Annotated in this window: 10 protein-coding genes; all 10 read right to left on the bottom strand. The window is 60.6% G+C overall.

Annotated features, from left to right (window positions below; translation table 11 throughout):
• Positions 1 to 205: 205 nt before the first annotated feature.
• The 10 genes from pgi to gluQRS all read right to left on the bottom strand — a co-directional run bounded on the left by pgi (position 206) and on the right by gluQRS (position 12,965).
• Positions 206 to 1,870, bottom strand: a complete 1,665-nt coding sequence (pgi, locus tag AC193Q_RS15785) for a glucose-6-phosphate isomerase (RefSeq protein ID WP_095668302.1) — start codon at positions 1,868 to 1,870, stop codon at positions 206 to 208.
• Between the two features lie 230 nt (positions 1,871 to 2,100).
• Entirely contained in the window at positions 2,101 to 2,481 is a 381-nt protein-coding gene (panD, locus tag AC193Q_RS15780; RefSeq protein WP_041065393.1) for an aspartate 1-decarboxylase, read from the bottom strand.
• Positions 2,482 to 2,680: 199 nt separating this feature from the next.
• Positions 2,681 to 3,541 carry a pantoate--beta-alanine ligase gene (gene panC, locus AC193Q_RS15775; RefSeq protein ID WP_086792834.1) on the bottom strand — a complete coding sequence of 287 codons (861 nt, stop codon included), beginning with the start codon at positions 3,539 to 3,541 and terminating at the stop codon, positions 2,681 to 2,683.
• Positions 3,538 to 4,338 carry a 3-methyl-2-oxobutanoate hydroxymethyltransferase gene (panB, locus tag AC193Q_RS15770; RefSeq protein ID WP_121187223.1) on the bottom strand — a complete coding sequence of 267 codons (801 nt, stop codon included), beginning with the start codon at positions 4,336 to 4,338 and terminating at the stop codon, positions 3,538 to 3,540. Before panB ends, panC begins: the two co-directional genes overlap by 4 nt.
• 458 nt (positions 4,339 to 4,796) lie before the next feature.
• The gene (gene folK, locus AC193Q_RS15765) at positions 4,797 to 5,282 is read right to left on the bottom strand and encodes a 2-amino-4-hydroxy-6-hydroxymethyldihydropteridine diphosphokinase (protein WP_047296601.1); all 486 of its coding nucleotides are present in this window, start codon (positions 5,280 to 5,282) and stop codon (positions 4,797 to 4,799) included.
• Positions 5,283 to 5,285: 3 nt separating this feature from the next.
• Positions 5,286 to 6,686, bottom strand: coding sequence for a polynucleotide adenylyltransferase PcnB (locus tag AC193Q_RS15760; RefSeq protein ID WP_041065404.1), 1,401 nt, complete (start codon positions 6,684 to 6,686; stop codon positions 5,286 to 5,288).
• A 734-nt stretch (positions 6,687 to 7,420) separates the two neighbouring features.
• Complete coding sequence (locus AC193Q_RS15755) at positions 7,421 to 8,857, bottom strand: sigma-54-dependent transcriptional regulator (protein WP_483878592.1); 1,437 nt, start codon at positions 8,855 to 8,857, stop codon at positions 7,421 to 7,423.
• A 22-nt stretch (positions 8,858 to 8,879) separates the two neighbouring features.
• Entirely contained in the window at positions 8,880 to 11,834 is a 2,955-nt protein-coding gene (locus tag AC193Q_RS15750) for a sensor histidine kinase (protein ID WP_161794896.1), read from the bottom strand.
• Complete coding sequence (locus AC193Q_RS15745) at positions 11,818 to 11,994, bottom strand: hypothetical protein (RefSeq protein ID WP_003176118.1); 177 nt, start codon at positions 11,992 to 11,994, stop codon at positions 11,818 to 11,820. Before AC193Q_RS15745 ends, AC193Q_RS15750 begins: the two co-directional genes overlap by 17 nt.
• A gap of 77 nt (positions 11,995 to 12,071) precedes the next feature.
• A complete protein-coding gene (gene gluQRS, locus AC193Q_RS15740) occupies positions 12,072 to 12,965 on the bottom strand; it encodes a tRNA glutamyl-Q(34) synthetase GluQRS (RefSeq protein ID WP_483878591.1) in 894 nt (297 codons plus the stop codon).
• Between the last annotated feature and the right edge of the window lie 18 nt (positions 12,966 to 12,983).

Here is a 12,983-nt window from a genome sequence, read left to right as displayed (position 1 = left end):
CTTATTCTTGTTGTGCGACAGGAATAAAGATGCGCCGAGCGGCCTGGAGGTTCAAGTCATCCCTGAAACAACTGTGGGAGCGAGCCTGCTCGCGAATGCGCTGTATCAGCCACAAAGATGCTGAATGACACACCGAATTCGCGAGCAGGCTCGCTCCCACATTGGAAATGGCTTGCCCACAGGATTTGTGGGCCAGCCGTTCACCTCACCCGCGGTGACGACCGCGGAAGTAGTTGATCAGGCCTTGGGTGGAAGCATCGTCAGCGCTGGTTTCATCGCTGCCGACCAGACGGTTGTAAACGCCTTTGCCCAATTCCTTGCCCAGTTCCACGCCCCATTGGTCGAAGGCGTTGATGCCCCAGACCACGCTCTGCACGAACACTTTGTGCTCGTACATGGCGACCAGCGCGCCGAGGCGACGCGGGCTGATGCGCTCGACCACAAGGGTGTTGCTCGGGCGGTTGCCCGGAATCACCTTGTGCGGCGCGAGTTTGCGCACTTGCTCTTCGCTCATGCCTTTTTCGCGCAGTTCGGCCTCGGCTTCCGACAGGGTTTTGCCGAGCATCAGCGCCTGGCTCTGCGACAGGCAGTTGGCGTACAGCCACTGATGGTGATCGGAGACCGGGTTGAAGCTGACGATCGGCACGATGAAGTCGGCCGGGATCAGTTGGGTGCCCTGGTGCAGCAACTGGTGGTACGCGTGTTGACCATTACAGCCGACGCCGCCCCAGATCACCGGGCCGGTATCGGTCGACACCGAGGTGCCGTCCTGACGCACGCTCTTGCCGTTGGATTCCATGTCCAGTTGTTGCAAGTGCTTGGTGATGTTGCGCAGGTAGTGGTCGTACGGCAGGATCGCGTGGCTTTGCGCGCCCCAGAAGTTGCCGTACCACACGCCGAGCAAGGCCAGCAGCACCGGCATGTTCTGTTCGAACGGTGCGCTCTGGAAATGCTGGTCCATGGTGAAGGCACCGGACAGCAGCTCCTTGAAATTGGACATGCCGATGGCCAGGGCAATCGGCAGACCGATGGCCGACCACAGCGAGTAACGACCGCCGACCCAGTCCCACATCGGGAAGATGTTTTCTTCGCGGATGCCGAACGCGACGGCCGCCGCGTTGTTGCTCGATACCGCGATGAAGTGGCGATACAGCTCGGCTTCCGAGCCGCCCTGCGCCAGATACCAGGCGCGGGCGGCCTGAGCGTTTTTCAGGGTCTCGAGGGTGTTGAAGGATTTCGACGAAACGATGAACAGCGTGGTTTCGGCGCGCAGCTTCTGCGTCAGCTCGTGGAACTCACTGCCGTCGATGTTCGCCAGGTAGTGGCAGCGCACGCCTTTCTGCGCATAGGACAGCAACGCTTCGGAAACCAGCTCAGGGCCGAGGAACGAGCCACCGATGCCGATGTTGACCACGTCAGTGATCGGCTTCTCGGTGTAACCACGCCACAGACCGTCGTGGATGCGGCCGACCAGATCGGTGATCTGGTTCAGCACCTTGTGCACTTCCGGCATCACGTTGACGCCATTGACCGACAGCTTGTCGCCCACCGGGCGGCGCAGGGCGGTATGCAGCGCCGGGCGGCCTTCGGAGGCGTTGACGATTTCGCCGTCGAACAGCGCTTTGATCGCGCCTTTCAGATCGACTTCATTGGCCAGGCCCACCAGCAGGTTGCGGGTCTCGGCGTTGATCAGGTTCTTCGAATAATCGAGAAACAGGCCGCAGCTGCTGAGCGTGAATTGATTAAAGCGCTGCGGATCGGCGTTGAAGGCCTCGCGCATGCTGAAATCCTGCATGGCTTGGCGGTGATCTTTCAACGCCTGCCAGGCAGGCAGAGCGGTAACGTCATGAGGAGTGCGGTAGTACGCCATCGCTGCGGTTTTCCTTTTTACTTGAACGGCCTTTTGAACACAGAACAGACCGATACGCCCTGGTTGGGCGAGGGTCAAATGCGTCGACACGATTTTTCAACGCAGGGCGAATACAGTAAACCTCGCGCTGCGATCTGTCTTGACTTCTTCTGACCTGTTCCCTGTACTTTTTTAACATCAAAACCGGGAACGGGCCGACCAACGGAAGGGGAGTGGCGCGTCGAAGCGGCTCAGGCGAGCTGAACCGGAATCGCGTTGCTGGTGTGGCTCAGCTCATTGCCCGGCGCCATGTACAGCATGCGCGGTTTGAAATTGACCAGTTCCGCTTCGCTGTAATGGGCGTAGGCGCAAATGATCACGCGGTCGCCGACTTTGGCTTTATGCGCGGCTGCGCCGTTCACAGAAATCATCCGCGAACCTTCTTCGCCACGAATCGCGTAGGTGGTGAAGCGCTCGCCATTGTCGACGTTGTAAATCTGGATCTGCTCGTATTCACGGATGCCGGACAAGTCCAGCCACTCGCCATCAATGGCGCAGGAACCTTCGTAATCGAGTACCGCATGAGTGACTTCGGCGCGGTGCAGCTTGGCCTTGAGCATGATGGCTTGCATGAGGGATTTCCCGGGTTGGAAACGAACGGCGGGCAGTGTGCCCGAAGGCTTTGGAGGCGGCAATATGGTCTGTGTGGACACCAGAAACCAATGTGGGAGCGAGCCTGCTCGCGAAAGCGTCGGAACAGTCGACATCGTTGTCAACTGACAGATCGCATTCGCGAGCAGGCTCGCTCCCACAGGGGTATTGCGCTGTTTTTTAAGCTGGGCTATCGAGATTCAGATGCAAGTTGTCGATCAACCGCGTGGTACCGAGGAACGCGGCTACCAGAATCACCAGATCGCGGTCTTCAGCCGTTGCCGGACGCAAGGTCAGGGCGTGGCGGATTTCCAGATAGTCCGGGCGCAGGCCGGCGGCCTCCAGCTGTTGCACTTGAGCGGCGATCAACGCCGGATAGTCGCGCTCGCCTTGCTTGATCGATTCGGCGATTGCGCTCAGGGTCCGATAAACCACCGGGGCCACCGCACGTTGATCTTCGCTGAGGAAACCGTTGCGCGACGACAGCGCCAGGCCGTCGGCGGCACGCACGGTCGGTTCGCCGATGATCTGGATCGGCATGTTCAAGTCATGCACCAGCGCGCGGATCACCGCCAGTTGCTGGAAGTCCTTCTGACCGAAGATCGCCAAGTCCGGCTGCACCATGTTGAACAGCTTGCTGACCACCGTCGCCACACCTTCGAAGTGCCCCGGACGGCTGGCGCCACACAGGCCTTCAGACAGTTGCGGCACGCTGACCCGGGTCTGCCCGGCCATGCCGTCGGGGTACATCTCTTCGACGGTCGGGGCGAACAGTAAATGGCAGCCGGCTTGCAGCAGCTTTTCCTGATCCGCCGCCAGGGTGCGCGGGTACTTGTCGAGGTCTTCGCCGGCGCCGAACTGCAGCGGGTTGACGAAAATGCTCGCGACCACGAAATCCACGCGCTGAGTGGCTTTGGTGATCAACGCAATGTGACCGCTGTGCAGGTTGCCCATGGTCGGCACGAAGCCGATGCGCTTGCCTTCACTGCGGGCGCGGGCCACGGCGGCACGCAGTTCGCGTACGGTTTTGACAGTGTTCATGCAGAGAATCCGTGTTCGATGCCTGGGAACGTAACGCCTTTGACTTCGTTGACGTAGGCCTTCAGGGCGGACTGGATGCTGTCCTGACCCTGCATGAAGTTTTTGACGAATTTCGGTACGCGACCCGTGATCGACAGGCCGAGCATGTCGTGCAGCACCAGAACCTGACCGTCGGTATCGCTACCGGCGCCAATCCCGATGACCGGAATCTTCACGGCCTGGCTGATTTCCGCCGCCAGTTCGCTCGGCACGCATTCGAGCAGCAGCATGGCGGCCCCAGCCTGTTCCAGCGAGATCGCATCGGCACGCATCTGTCGCGCCTGGTTCTCGTTGCGGCCCTGCACTTTATAGCCGCCAAGAATGTTCACCGCCTGTGGGGTCAGGCCCATGTGTGCGCAGACCGGTACACCGCGCTCGGCCAGCAGACGGATCGACTCCGCCAGCCACAATGCACCTTCAACCTTGATCATGTGCGCGCCGGCCTGCATCAGCGTGGCGCTGTTGGTCAGGGTTTGCTCGGTCGTGGCGTTGGCCATGAACGGCAGGTCAGCCAGGATCAGGGCGTCGGTGTTGCCGCGTTTGACGCAAGCGGTGTGATAGGCCATTTCTGCGATGGTCACCGGCAAGGTGCTGTCGTGCCCTTGCAGAACCATGCCGAGGGAGTCGCCCACCAGCAGCACTTCGACACCGGCCTCGTTGCAGGCGTGGGCGAAGGTCGCGTCATAGCAGGTCAGCATGGTGATCTTTTCACCTTTCTGCTTGAGGCTCTGGAGCGTGGTCAGGGTGATGGCTGGCATGTAAAAAATCCTCGTTCAGGCGCTCTGGAAACTACTGCGAGTAACGCGCGTGATTCTTCGTCTACTCAGGCGCACGGTCTTTTGTCGTGCTTATAAGGCCTGGATTGCGCCCGTATGTGCCGGGTTGGCGGCAGCGGGACGCCTATAGTCGTGAGGAGAACCTAGGAAGTCAATTGCGTGTGTTACCGCATTGTTACGAGGGGAGTGTTACCGGCGTTACTGATGCGATTCAGCGGCACGGCGGGGCTGATTGGGAGGTTTTTTGTCCGACAAAAAACGAACACGGAACATCGCTTTTGTGGCGAGGGGATTCATCCCCGATGGGCTGCGAAGCGGCCCTTAAATGGTAGTACGCATTAATCAGTCACACCGTATTAGCCGGTTTTGCGACTGCTGCGCAGCCAATCGGGGATGAATCCCCTCGCCACAGAGGCCCCATCCACAGGGGGAGATTTGCGTCAGGCGTGGGAGAGGCGTTCGAGGCCGACGAACGGGCAGGCGGCGAGCAGGTCAGCCAATGTGCGGCCATCGGCCAGGCGCAGATCCTTGGGGGCCAGTTCGGCCAGAGGATAGAGCACGAACGCACGCTCCTGAATCTGGTAGTGCGGGACTTTCAGGCGCGGCTCGTCGATCAGGCGATCACCGAACAACAGGATATCCAGATCCAGCGTACGCGGCCCCCAGCGCTCCAGGCGCTCCCGACCTTGATCGTTTTCGATGGTTTGCAGGGCATCAAGCAGGTCGAGCGGCGCGAGATCACTGTCGAGGGCAGCGACCGCGTTGGTGTAACGCGGTTGCCCCGGCAGCAGTGAATCGCTCTGGTAGAACGCCGAAACACCAGCAAGGGAAGTCTGCGGCAATTGCCCCAGCGCATTGAGCGCGCTGCGCAATTGTTCGGCCGGGTCAGCGAGGTTGCTGCCCAGACCGATGTAGATGCGTTCCATGCCTTATTCGCCCGTCGAGCTGGAAGCCCCGGCGCGCTTGCGCTTGGAGCCACTGCTGCGGCGACGTTTGCGTGGCGCACCGCTGGCGTCATCACCTTTGCCGCTGAGATCGCGGATCATGTCGCGACGTTCGCTGTCGTTGGCGTCCTGATAATCCGTCCACCATTCGCCCAGGCCGTCTGTTTCCTCGCCAGCGCTTTCACGCAGCAGCAGGAAGTCGTAACCGGCGCGGAAACGTGGATTGTCCAGCAGCAGGTCGGCGCGTTTGCCGCTGCGGCGTGGCAGACGTTCCTGCATGTCCCAGATTTCGCGGATCGGCATGGTGAAGCGCTTTGGAATGGCGATGCGCTGACATTGTTCGGCGATCAGCTCATGCGCGGCTTCCTGCATGGCCGGAATCGGCGGCATGCCACGCTCTTGCAGGCGCAATACGCGGGCCGGCAGGGCAGGCCACAGCAGGGCGGCAAACAGGAACGCCGGTGTGACCGGTTTGTTCTGTTTTATGCGCAGGTCGGTGTTGGTCAGCGCTTCGCTGATCAACGTGTGGGTGTATTCCGGGTTGTATTCCAGTGCGTCGGCACTGGCCGGGAACAGTGGGGCAAACAGTTGCAGATCGACCAGCATCTCGAAGGTGATCGCGCCGTGGCCGGAGAGGAACAGCTTGAGCACTTCCTCGAACAGACGAGCCGACGGGATCTCGCGCAGCATCGGCGCCAGGTCGCGGATCGGCTGCACGGTGTGCTTCTCGATGCCGAAATTCAGCTTGGCAGCGAAACGCACGGCCCGCAGCATGCGCACCGGATCTTCCTGGTAACGCTGCTTCGGATCGCCGATCAACCGGATCAGGTGATTGCGGATGTCGTGCACGCCGTTGGCGTAATCGAGAATGCGCTCACTGACCGGATCGTAATACAAAGCGTTGATGGTGAAGTCGCGGCGTTGCGCGTCTTCTTCCAGAGTGCCGTAGACGTTGTCGCGCAGAATCCGCCCGCTCTCGTTACGCGAAGACTGGTTGCTGTCTTCGTCGTCTTCATTGACCGGGTGATTGGCACGGAAGGTCGCGACTTCGATGATTTCGCGACCGAAATGGATATGCACCAGCTTGAAGCGGCGACCGATGATCCGCGCATTGCGGAATTCGGCTCGGACTTGCTCGGGGGTAGCGCTGGTGGCGACGTCGAAATCCTTGGGCGTGATGCCCAGGAGCATGTCTCGCACGCAACCGCCGACCAGATAGGCCTGGTAACCGGCGCCCTGCAAGCGTTCGACGATATTCACCGCATAGCGGCTGAATTGCCCCTTTTGCAGCGAATGTTGGCCGCTGTTGAGCACTTCAGGAGTGCTGCGGATGTGTTGCGTACGACGCACGGGTGTTCGGAATGACTGGAACAGCTTCTTCAGCATGGGATGCACTGTTTGAAGGAATGTTCGGCCATACCAAAGAATGACCGCATGATGGGCGCAGATTCTAGCATTTAGTCGGGGGATGGTGTAGGACGCAGCAGATTTGCGCTGCAAGCCGCAGGCTACAGGCATCGGGCAGGGTCGAAACGGAGGTTTTTGCCGAAAGACAGAAACTACAAGGGGAGCCGAAGCTCCCCAAGAAGTAGTTGCGTGCTCTTTTTATTATTGATTCGGGCTTCTTGTTTTTGTTGAGTGCCCTCGTCATGAAGCTTTTCCTTCATGACCCTCCCAATCGGGAGCCAAGAGCAAACGGATTGCTTTGGTCGCTGTGTTGCAGTGATCTTGCGATCCAACCAGTACAGGCTCTGTCTTAGGACAGTTTTTGTTGTTCTCGGCCTGGTCGTGGGGCTAGCCCCAAATACAACGCCTCTCCAAAAGAATCAGTTAGCTGCGCCTCTCGCCGTCTTGTTTTTATTGTGCGTGAGTCGATTCGTCTTATTTTTATTGTCTTGTGCATTGCTTGTTATTGTTCTTGTACCAAACATATAGCAGGTGCCGTGCCAACTTTTGCCAAGCCCAATAAAACAAGGGGTTAGGTCGATATAACGGTTTTCTCGGGGCGAAAAAAAGCCGGGGTTTCGTTACCGATAACCCCGGCTTCTGTTACGTGAAAAAGCTGAGGTAACAGTTTTTTCACGTCTTCAAGCGTTACCCGCACACTCGACAGGTAACGTTCAGCTCTCGCTGGTGACCCCGGTCTTGCGCCGTGGAATGCCCAGGCGCTGACGGCGTTCCCACAGGCACTTGCGGCTGACGCCCAGTTTGCGCGCCAGCTCGGTCTCGGTCATGTGGTCCTGATGCTCAAGAACGAAGTGCTGGAAGTAATCTTCCAGCGACAGGTCTTCGGTCGGCTCATGGCTGCTGTTGCTGGTGTTACCTGGGGTTTGCGCAGGCAAGCCGATGAACTCGTCGTCTTCCAGATCGCTCAACTCGATGTCGATGCCCAGTAGGTCGGCGGAGATTTCCGGGCTTTCGCTCAGGATCACCGCGCGCTCCACGGCATTTTCCAGCTCACGCACGTTACCCGGCCAGGAATAGTGCCGGATGGCTTGTTCGGCATCGGCGGCAAATTTCAGGTCGGTACGGTTGATGCGCGCACTCTGGCGGGCGAGAAACGCCGTCGCGATTTCGTTGACGTCGGCGCCACGTTCGCGCAACGCCGGCAGTTTCAGGGCAATCACGTGCAGGCGGTAATACAGGTCTTCACGGAACTGGCCGATTTTCGCCAGGCTCTTGAGGTCACGGTGGGTCGCGGCGATCAAACGCACATCGACCTTCTGCGACTGCACCGAACCCACGCGGCGAATCTCGCCTTCCTGCAGCACACGCAGCAGACGAGCCTGGGCTTCCAGCGGCAGTTCGCCGATCTCGTCGAGGAACAGCGTGCCGCCATCCGCCGCTTCCACCAGACCGGCGCGCCCGGCGCTGGCGCCAGTGAACGCACCTTTCTCGTGGCCGAACAGTTCGGACTCGATCAGGCTTTCCGGGATGGCCGCGCAGTTCACCGAAATCATCGGTGCCTTGGCACGCTTGGACAGGTTGTGCAGGGCGCGGGCCACCAGTTCTTTACCGGTGCCGGACTCGCCCTGGATCAGGACATTGGAATCGGTCGGCGCGACTTTGCGGATCTTGCTGTACAGGTCCTGCATCGGCGGGCACGAGCCGATGATGCCGATCTCGCCGTTGCTGTTGTCGACAGACGATTTGCCGCTGCCACTGCTCGGTTTGCCGGCAAGCGCTTCGCCGGCGGCAGGCGCCGACTGGTGATCACGCAGGATCCGCGCAACCGCCTGAAGCATTTCATCGTGATCGAAAGGTTTGGCGATGTAGTCCACCGCGCCCATCTTCATCGAGTCGACCGCCGAGCGCAGGCTGGCGTAGCTGGTCATGATCAGCACCGGTTTGCCCTGGCCGAGCTTGATCAGCTCGGTGCCGGGGGCGCCAGGCAGGCGCAGGTCGCTGACGATCAGATCGAATGTGGGAATACTGAAGCGTTCTTGTGCTTCCTGCACTGAACCGGCTTCGCTGACCTGGTACTGGTTGCGTTCCAGCAGGCGGCGCAAGGCGGAGCGGATAATGGTTTCGTCTTCGACGATCAAAATGTGCGGCATTGATTCGATACTCTCGACGGTCTCAGTTCACAGCGGACGTCGCTTCGACATGACGCGGTAAGGTCACCCGGATTCGGGTGCCGCGCTGGCTCTGTACATCAGCCGGGCTGTCGATGGTGATTTGTCCATAATGCTCTTCAACGATGGAATAGACCAGTGCAAGGCCCAGACCGGTACCTTCACCCGGGTCCTTGGTGGTGAAGAAAGGTTCGAACAATCGGTCCATGATGTTCTGCGGAATACCACTGCCTTCGTCTTCGACGATCAGATCGACCGTGTGTTCGCCGGCTTCACTCTTGACCCGCACGGCGCTGCCCGCAGGCGAGGCATCACGGGCGTTGGAGAGCAGATTGATCAGCACTTGGGCGAGCCGCTGCGGATCGCCTTCGACCCAGTGATCCGGATCGCACAGGTTGTAGAACTGCACTTCGAAGTTGCGTCGGTTCAGCGCCAGCAGACCGATGGCGTCCTGCGCGACTTCGGCCAGACAAACCGGTTCGTCGCTGTGCTGATGGCTGCCGGCGTGGGCAAAGCTCATCAGCGACTGCACGATGCGCGACACGCGCTTGGTCTGTTCGAGGATCTGCCCGCTGATTTCCGTCAGTTCGCCGTCTTCTTCGCGCTCTTCGCGCAGGTTCTGCGCCAGACAGGCGATGCCGGTGATCGGGTTGCCGATTTCATGGGCCACACCCGCCGCCAGTCGACCGATGCTCGCCAGGCGCTCGGAGTGCACCAGTTTGTCTTCGAGCATCTGCGTTTCGGTCAGGTCTTCCACCAACAGCACCAGACCACTGTTGCCCGGCGCCAACGGTTCGTCGATCGCCGCTTTGTGCAGATTGAGCCAGCGGGTCTGGCCGTCGAGAGCCAGGTGCTGCTTGTGCAAGTGCTCGTCGGGCAGGTTGATGAAGCCTTGCAGCAATGGCTTCCACGGATCGGCGATGGTGCTCAGGCGTGAACCGACCACCCGTTGCGCAGCGATGCCGGTGAGTTCTTCCATGGCCTTGTTCCACATCAGGATCTCTTGATCCTTGGCCAGCGAGCAGACGCCCATCGGCAACTCCTGCAAGGTCTGGCGGTGGTAGCGGCGCAGGGCGTCGAGTTCGGCGGCCAGTCCGGTGAGGCGCGAGTGGTAATCCTCGAGGCGGCTTTCGATGAAGTGGATGTCTTCGGTCACATAGTTTTCGCCGCCGGCCTTGTACGGCAGGAAGGTTTCGACCATGTCCTGCGCCACGCTCGGGCCCATCAGGCCGGAGAGGTTGGCTTCGATGCGGTCGCGCAAGCGGCGCAAGGCATAAGGACGGCGCTCGTCGAACGGCAGATAGAGGTCGCGCAGGGCCTGCTCGACTTCTTTCTGCGCCGCCTTGGCGCCCAGCGGTTTGGCCAGTTGCGTGGCGAACTCCTGGGGCGAAGCAGCATGCAGTTCGCGGCGTTGCGGACGACGCACGTTATCCACCGCGCAGGCTTCGGCGGCGCTGGCTTCTTCGGGGCTGGCGTTGGTGAACAGCGAGATCAGGGTGAACATCAATACGTTGGCTGCCAGCGAGGCGATCGCCGCCATGTGCCAACTGGTGTCGTCCAGCACGTAAATCATGTTCAGCAGGGGAATGTAGAAACCCTGCAGATTGCCGACCAGTGGCAACAGCATGGTCACCACCCACACCACAATCCCCGCCAGCAGGCCGGCGATAAAGCCGCGCCGGTTGGCGGTCGGCCAGTACAGCACCGAAAGCACGCCGGGCAGGAACTGCAGCGTGGCGACGAAAGCGACGATGCCGAGGTTGGCCAGATCCTGCCCGGCGCCGAGCATCAGGTAGAAGCAGAAACCGGCCATGATGATCGCGACGATCAGCGCCCGACGCGTCCACTTCAGCCAGCGATAGATGTTGCCTTCGGCCGGCGGCTGATAGAGCGGCAGCACCAGGTGGTTCAGCGCCATGCCCGACAGGGCCAGGGTGGTGACGATGATCAGGCCACTGGCGGCCGATAGCCCGCCGACGTACGCCAGCAAGGCCAGCGGTTTGCTGTTGGCGGCGATGCCGATGCCGAGGGTGAAATATTCCGGGTCGGTGGTGGCGCCGAGCTTCAGGCCGGCCCACAGGATCAACGGCACCGCCAGGCTCATCAGCAACAGGAACAGCGGCAGGCCCCAGCTGGCGCTGACCAGCGAGCGCGGGTTGAGGTTCTCGGTAAAGGTCATGTGATACATGTGCGGCATCACGATCGCCGAGGCGAAAAACACCAGTAACAGCGTGCGCCATGGGCCTTCCTGCAGGGGCGTGTGCAGGGCGGCGAGGGCGGTCTGGTTTTGCAGCAGCCACAGTTCGAGTTGTTGCGGGCCGTCGAACACGCCGTACAGCGCATACAGACCGACGCCGCCGAGGGCGATCAGTTTGATCACCGATTCGAAAGCAATCGCGAACACCAGCCCTTCGTGTTTCTCGCGAGTGGCGATATGCCGGGAACCGAAGAAAATCGTGAACAGAATGATCAGCGCACAGAACGCCAGCGCGACGCGGCTCTGGATCGGCTCACCGGTAAGAATGCCAATCGAATCGGCCACCGCCTGAATCTGCAACGCCAGCAGCGGCAATACGCCGATCAGCATGAAGATCGTGGTCAGCGCGCCGGCCCAGGTGCTGCGAAAGCGGAACGCGAACAGATCGGCCAGCGACGACAATTGATAGGTTCGGGTGATTTTCAGGATCGGATACAGCAGCACCGGTGCGAGCAGAAACGCACCAGACACCCCGAGGTAACTGGACAGAAAGCCGTAGCCATACTGATAGGCCAGGCCCACCGTGCCGTAAAACGCCCAGGCACTGGCGTAGACCCCCAGCGACAGGGTGTAGGTCAGCGGGTGGCGAATGATCGCCCGCGGGATCATGCCCCGTTCGCTGATCCAGGCAACGCCGAACAGCACCGCCAGGTACGCGGCGCTGATCAGGATCATCTGGGTCAGGCTAAAGCTCATCGGCATCTTTTTGGCTCTGCAGGATGAAGGTCACGACAATCAGGATCAACCACAGCAGATACGGCCGATACCAGGCGCCCGTGGCGTCGATCCACCAATCCATGATGGCTGGCGAAAACAGATAGATTCCCACGACCAGAAGCAGGACCAAGCGATAGATGTACATCCCGGCCTCTCTTTTTTATACGCGTGCCCGAAAACGTGCGGCGATGGTAACGGATGGGCGCGCCACTGCAAGTGTCGTCATTGCAGTTGCGCCTCGGGCAACGTCAGTGTGCGCGGGATCTTCGATGCATCCCAGTGGGCTGCGCCCCATTTGAGCAATTCCTCGGGGGTGGCATGGGCCAGTTCGGCACCGGGGTTTTGCCCCAGCGCACGCAAGGCTCGCAACAGCAGCGGCGTGGCCTGATCGGCCTCAAGCGGCGGCGAACGGTAGGATTTGCCGAGCTTGTTGCCGTCCGGCTGCGTAATCAGTGGCAGGTGCAGATAGCGCGGCTGACGCAGGCCCAGCAGTTCTTGCAGGTAGAGCTGGCGTGGCGTGGAGTCGAGCAGGTCGGCACCGCGCACGATGTCGGTGATGCCTTGCCAGGCGTCATCCAGCACCACCGCCAGTTGGTAGGCGTAGAGACCGTCGCGGCGGCGGATTACGAAATCTCCCACGTCGCGCCCCAGATGCTGCCGGAACTCGCCCTGCACCCGATCGATAAAGTGGTATTCCAGTTCCGGCACGCGCAGGCGGATCGCCGCATCTTGCTGTCCATGACCGGCATTGCGGCACAAGCCCGGATAAATCCCGTGATACGGCTCCAGCTGCTTGCGCGAGCAGATGCAGGCGTAGGCGAGGCCGTGATTGAACAGGCTGTCGAGCACTTCGGCGTAGGCGGCGTGGCGGTCACTCTGGCGCACCATCTCGCCGTCCCACTCGAAGCCGTAACTTTCCAGCGCCTTGAGAATCGCCGCCTGCGCGCCCGGTTCTTCGCGGGGCGGATCGAGATCTTCCATGCGCACCAGCCAGCGGCCATTCACCGAGCGGGCATCCAGATAAGAAGCGAGCGCCGCTACCAGCGAGCCAAAGTGCAGGTGTCCACTGGGGGTCGGGGCGAAGCGGCCGATGTAGGCGGGGTTTTTGGCTGTCATGGAAACGAAGCTACTTTT

The organism is Pseudomonas sp. F2 (assembly GCF_057174385.1).
Note: the sequence above shows the minus strand (reverse complement) of the source record. Positions and strands in the feature narration are given on the sequence as shown.

Coding starts and splice junctions, on each gene's coding strand:
- folK (WP_047296601.1), bottom strand. CDS start 5,282: ATGGAACGCATCTACATCGGTCTGGGCAGCAACCTCGCTGACCCGGCC.
- pgi (WP_095668302.1), bottom strand. CDS start 1,870: ATGGCGTACTACCGCACTCCTCATGACGTTACCGCTCTGCCTGCCTGG.
- gluQRS (WP_483878591.1), bottom strand. CDS start 12,965: ATGACAGCCAAAAACCCCGCCTACATCGGCCGCTTCGCCCCGACCCCC.
- AC193Q_RS15750 (WP_161794896.1), bottom strand. CDS start 11,834: ATGCCGATGAGCTTTAGCCTGACCCAGATGATCCTGATCAGCGCCGCG.
- panC (WP_086792834.1), bottom strand. CDS start 3,541: ATGAACACTGTCAAAACCGTACGCGAACTGCGTGCCGCCGTGGCCCGC.
- AC193Q_RS15755 (WP_483878592.1), bottom strand. CDS start 8,857: ATGCCGCACATTTTGATCGTCGAAGACGAAACCATTATCCGCTCCGCC.
- panB (WP_121187223.1), bottom strand. CDS start 4,338: ATGCCAGCCATCACCCTGACCACGCTCCAGAGCCTCAAGCAGAAAGGT.
- panD (WP_041065393.1), bottom strand. CDS start 2,481: ATGCAAGCCATCATGCTCAAGGCCAAGCTGCACCGCGCCGAAGTCACT.
- AC193Q_RS15760 (WP_041065404.1), bottom strand. CDS start 6,686: ATGCTGAAGAAGCTGTTCCAGTCATTCCGAACACCCGTGCGTCGTACG.
- AC193Q_RS15745 (WP_003176118.1), bottom strand. CDS start 11,994: ATGTACATCTATCGCTTGGTCCTGCTTCTGGTCGTGGGAATCTATCTG.